5 protein-coding genes and 1 pseudogene are annotated in these 5,063 nt (G+C 59.0%); 2 read left to right on the top strand and 4 right to left on the bottom strand.

The features are described 5' to 3' along the window. Positions 1–266: 266 nt before the first annotated feature. The 4 genes and pseudogenes from AWB74_RS48040 to AWB74_RS43265 form a co-directional block, all read right to left on the bottom strand. A pseudogene (locus AWB74_RS48040) lies at positions 267–525 on the bottom strand (antibiotic biosynthesis monooxygenase family protein); the annotation flags it as partial. A 233-nt stretch (positions 526–758) separates the two neighbouring features. After that, on the bottom strand, positions 759–1,223 hold the full coding sequence (gene gspG, locus AWB74_RS43275) for a type II secretion system major pseudopilin GspG (protein WP_061152627.1): 465 nt from the start codon (positions 1,221–1,223) through the stop codon (positions 759–761). Positions 1,224–1,435: 212 nt separating this feature from the next. Continuing rightward, the gene (locus tag AWB74_RS43270) at positions 1,436–2,536 is read right to left on the bottom strand and encodes a nickel/cobalt efflux transporter (RefSeq protein ID WP_061152626.1); all 1,101 of its coding nucleotides are present in this window, start codon (positions 2,534–2,536) and stop codon (positions 1,436–1,438) included. Between the two features lie 14 nt (positions 2,537–2,550). Beyond that, complete coding sequence (locus AWB74_RS43265) at positions 2,551–2,823, bottom strand: metal/formaldehyde-sensitive transcriptional repressor (RefSeq protein ID WP_061152628.1); 273 nt, start codon at positions 2,821–2,823, stop codon at positions 2,551–2,553. A 146-nt stretch (positions 2,824–2,969) separates the two neighbouring features. On the opposite strand from AWB74_RS43265, the gene AWB74_RS43260 reads away from it, so the two are divergent. Together AWB74_RS43260 and AWB74_RS43255 are read left to right on the top strand one after the other, a co-directional pair. Then, positions 2,970–3,950: a chromate resistance protein ChrB domain-containing protein gene (locus AWB74_RS43260; protein WP_061152625.1), complete on the top strand. Its 981-nt coding sequence runs from the start codon at positions 2,970–2,972 to the stop codon at positions 3,948–3,950. Beyond that, positions 3,947–4,999, top strand: coding sequence for a chromate transporter (locus AWB74_RS43255; RefSeq protein ID WP_087039567.1), 1,053 nt, complete (start codon positions 3,947–3,949; stop codon positions 4,997–4,999). The genes AWB74_RS43260 and AWB74_RS43255 overlap by 4 nt, the downstream gene beginning before the upstream one ends. The last annotated feature ends 64 nt before the right edge of the window (positions 5,000–5,063 follow it).

Here is a 5,063-nt window from a genome sequence, read left to right as displayed (position 1 = left end):
ACATAAAGCCGGGTGACCGGCCTCTCACTGACCACCAGCGTCGGACCGTAGCCCCTACCGCGCGAGCGGTTTAGTCCGCCGGCCATGTGCGGTCATTGGTTGCAAGGCATGGAAGGACAGTCAAACGGCGGCTCCGCACCGTAAAGCTGACCGTCACCTACCTATTGCTCTCGTCGCATCCCCTCGCGCGGAATGTGTATCCAACTCGCGTGAAAGGGCGCGTTACGACATTGCGTCCAGCAGGGCGTCAGCCCATAACTGGCCCAAATGCCCGGCATTGCAACCTTCCGGAAAAGGTGTGGCGAAGCGATCGCTGAGGAGGGATAGGCCGCCAGGCTCGCCTTGAACTCTGGTTGAGAGAACGCCGCTCGAAAATGGGCGGTGGATTCCCAGACAGCGTAGTTCATGTATGTCGGATTTTCTCCGAGTGGGCGAATGGAGCTGCGTCGAGATGAAGCCGGGTTGCTGCTTCATAAACGCCGCGTCGTCCTGCCAGACCTTGAGAAAGGTCGGCTCGTCAGCCGGACTACATTAAAATGCATATAAATCAAGCGCTTGCTGTCTACCATCCAACCGACGACGTAAGCATCTGAGTTGCCGTACGAGGAGCGTGAGACCGGCCAAGCAACGGGATTCTAGTAGAGCAGACTAGCATGGCGATCAATCAAGACCGGCTCGAGGAGTTATGGCGAGCCGCCTAGATGGCGAAACACACCGAGCCTTGACATCGAGGTGAGCGGGCCGTTGCATAGTGTCGCTTAGTCCCACGAGCCTATGTCGGCATCGTTGCCTTCACCGCCTTGTCGGGCGTCTGGTCCGTAGCTAAATACGTCGATCGTTCCGCGGACCCCGGGATTGAGGTACTGATACAAGCTGCCCCACGGGTCGTCGGGCAAGCGCTTGAGATAACCGTCATCTTTCCAATTGGTGGGTTTAGGGTCGCTAACGGGTTTTTCAATAAGTGCGCGCAAGCCTTGTGCTTGCGTCGGATAACGGCCGTTGTCGCGACGGTACATGTCGAGAGCCAGCATGATCGTGCCGATGTCGTGTTTCGCGACGACACGCATGGCCTCATCGGGTTTGCTTCTGAGTTTTGTGAGACTCCACGCAGCCAGAAGAGCCAGAATTGCGAGCACTGCCACGAACTTGATCAGGGTGTCCCTTCGGAGCGCGCGATTGTACGGAGGCGCAGTTTTCGTGACCCTTTCATTTCTTATTGGCATAGCTTGCTGACCTCCATTCAGAGCGCTGCTTGGTGTCGGCGACGGGTCGAGTGACTACTTGAAGAGCACTCCCGGCAACGAGCGTCTCTGCCGTAATATGTCTCACGATCGCACCCTTTCTGGGCACGAGCGGCAGCAACAGACGGTACGTGTCAAAAGCGCTGGCATTGACGGAGAGCACGACCGCGCACTGATTGAGGCACCATTGCTTCTCAAGCGGTGTTAGCTAATTGCGGCAAGGCATGCCAGCCCGACCAGGCCATGTAGAACCCAACGCAGATAATCAGCACCGCCGAGAAATAGGGCGCGCGTCGGGCGAAATCCGCAAAGCCCGACCAGCGCTTCTCGACATGCCGAATGCTCAGCGCCGCCAGGACACCGGCCGATACCATCGTCGCCGCAAGGCCGATGCTGAAGCACATAACGAGCAGGAAACCAAGCGAGAGTTGCTTCAGTTGAATGCACAGCAGGAGAACAGTGATCGCAGCCGGGCAAGGGATGAGTCCACCGGTCAGGCCAAACATCATAATCTGGCCGGTCGTGACGGTGCGGCCTTGGAAGCGACGGCGAATGTCATTGGCATGGGCCCGAGCGTGTGCATCGTCCTCGTCGCCAAGGTTCATATGGCTGTGGCCGTGACCGTGTTCGCTGAACGCGACTTCAAAGTCATGCCAATGGTTTGAATGACCGATTGACAGCCGGGCCTTGAATTCGTGCGGCTCGGGGATCTCTTGAGCGGATTCAAAATACGTGCCCTTGTTCAGCGTCACGAACGCGTGCTTTGTGCCGTCCGGCCGCGTTGTTTCAATGCAAACCGTCTCGCCTTCCGGCGCTGCGGCTTTTCCCTCGAAACGCACACGGAATCGTTGTGGAACGCCATCTTCAAAGATCTGGAGCGCAACAACCCCGTGGCCGGTATTGATGTGCTGAACGTCGTCACCGTGATGATCGTGACGATGTTCGGCGCGTTGCTCACGCCATGTCCGCCAGACCATCCATATCGCGATGCTGAAAATCAGCGCGGCCGATGCAAGCTGGAGATACGGCTCGGACGCCTCGCTGCTCCAGTTGCGACCGAAGTACTGTCCGCCAATCGCAATGACCCAGACGACAGCCGTGTGCGAAAGCGTCGCGCAGAGGCCGAGCAATACTGCCTGCAACACAGTGCCACGAATGGCAATGATAAATGCTGCCATCATGGTCTTCGAATGACCTGGCTCGAGACCATGGAGCGCGCCCAGGATAATGGCGCTCGGGATGAACAGCCAAAAGTTCGTTGTGCCCTGCTGCAGCAAAGCGGTGATTGAAACCACGGAATTACTCTCTCTTATTTGATGTAGGTCCGTAAGACCTCGATAAGCTCGGCTGCGCCGCGCGCTTGACTGGAACTCTCCTGGTCGGGATCCACGATGTGATGGCGAATATGGTCTTCCATCACCTCGGCCGTGAGGCCGTTCACAGCGCCGCGCATGGAGGCCACGAGCATCAGTACGTCAGCGCAAGCGAGGTCATTCTCTAACGCTCGCTCGAGCGCCTCAGCCTGTCCTTTGATTCGGCGAACGCGGGCCATCAATTTCGCCTTGTCTGTGACTGTATGCATGTCGGGCTCGAATATAGGGTAGGGGGGTATGTTACCAAGGATGGTAACGCCCGACAATAACTGGTTCGAAGGCCGAATTCTGCGCAGACGAGATAGAGCTCAAAGTTAACTTGTAGCGCTCGAGACATAGAAGTAGCATTCTTTACATGAACACGCTCTCTACTTGGTCTCTATTCGTACTGACGCTGCCCACCGAAAACGCGACCGCGCGCATGCGCTTCTGGCGGGCGTTGAAGGCCAGGGGTTGCGCAGTCCTGCGCGACGGTATTTATTTGCTCCCGTTCACGGCTGACGGGGAAACGGCGCTGCGCGAGTTGGCGACTGCGATCGGTGAGAGCGGCGGCACCGCGCATCTGCTGCGAGCGCCCAGTCTGGACCTCGAGCAAGAAGCCGAATTTCGCGACCTGTTTGACCGATCCAACGACTATGACGCCCTGATCGGCGCGCTCAGTGAAGCGCGTAAGACCGTTTTCGGACAGGCAGAAACGGAACTCCGGCGCCTGATGCGGCGTCTGCGAAAGGACTACGAAAGCATCGTTGCGATCGACTTTTTCCCTGGCGAGGCTGCAACCCGCGCCGAAGCGGCCTGGCAGGATTTCGTGGCGCACGTCGATACTGTGATGTCTCCCGGCGAGCCGCACCCGGCTGAGCGCGCGATCCGAAGACTCGCGCTCAAGGACTATCAGGGGCGCACGTGGGCGACACGGCAGCGCATCTGGGTCGATCGGGTGGCGAGCGCTTGGCTCATCCGCCGCTTCATCGATCCCGACAGCCGGTTCATCTGGCTTACATCGCCTGATGCTTGTCCGCCCAATGCGCTCGGATTTGACTTCGATGGCGCGGCCTTCACGCATGTAGGCGAACGCGTCACGTTCGAGGTCTTGATGGCGAGCTTTGAGCTTGAGGGCGATCCGGCTCTGCTGCGCCTCGCCACGATGGTCCACGCCCTCGATGTAGGGGGCGCTCCGGTGCCCGAGGCGATCGGCTTTGAGGCCATTATGGCGGGCGCTCGTGAACGTGCCGCTGACGACGACGCATTGTTGGACGAGATGAGCCGCGTCCTCGATTCCATGTATACGCATTTTGCAGCGGTCGCGAGAAGCGCGGACCAAGGAAGTCGATCATGAGCGCGACTGCGACCGCCCCGCCTTCCTATTCGCTCGCTCAACTGCTGCTCTACATGCTGAAACTCGGCACGTTTGGTTTCGGCGGACCGGTTGCGCTCGTCGGTTACATGCACCGGGATTTGGTCGACAGGCGCGGATGGATCAGTGACGACGACTATCGTGAAGGCCTCGCGCTCGCGCAGATGATGCCAGGACCGCTGGCCGCACAACTGTCGATCTATCTTGGCTATGTGCATTACCGCGTCATCGGCGCGACGGCGGTCGGCATTGCGTTCGTGCTGCCTTCCTTTCTCATGGTCGTGGCGCTCGGATGGGCGTACGTGCATTTCGGGGGCCTGCCGTGGATGCAGGCAGTCTTCTACGGCGTCGGTGCAGCGGTCGTCGGCATCATCGCAATGAGCGCGTACAAGCTGACCAGCAAGACACTCGGCGCTGACAAGACCTTGTGGGCCATCTTTCTGGTGCTCATCGTCGTGACCGTTATGACCGAGTCCGAAATTGCCTGGTTGTTCATTGCGGGTGGCCTTTTGAACATGTTCCGCCGGTCGCCGCCTGCATGGCTCCGAAAAGGCGGACTGAACGCATTGGTTTCGGCTCAGGCACCTGCGCTATGCGGTGCGCTGAGCGGCCTCGACTTGTCATTGCTCAGCCAGATTGGCCTGTTCTTCGCGAAGGCGGGTGCGTTCGTCTTCGGGTCGGGACTCGCGATCGTTCCTTTTCTCTATGGCGGTGTGGTCACCGAGCACCACTGGCTGAACGAAAAGCAGTTCGTCGATGCGGTCGCCGTGGCGATGATCACACCCGGACCGGTGGTCATAACCGTTGGATTCATCGGCTATCTTGTCGCGGGCTTTCCCGGTGCGTGCGTCGCCGCGCTCGGCACGTTCCTGCCCTGCTATCTATTCACCGTGCTCCCGGCGCCGTACTTCAAGAAGTATGGAAGGCTGCCCGCCGTGAAAGCGTTCGTCGATGGCATTACCGCGGCGGCGGTCGGTGCCATTGCGGGCTCGGTGATCGTGATCGCGAAACGCTCGATGAGCCTGTCATAAATTTCGTGTTCAAGGCATAACATGTGCGAAAAGGAGCATGTATGCCACGCAAACCGAAAGCTGC

It is taken from the genome of Caballeronia arvi, assembly GCF_001544695.2.
GTDB classification, from domain to species: Bacteria; Pseudomonadota; Gammaproteobacteria; order Burkholderiales; family Burkholderiaceae; genus Caballeronia; species Caballeronia arvi.
This window is presented reverse-complemented; position numbering and strand designations above follow the sequence as displayed.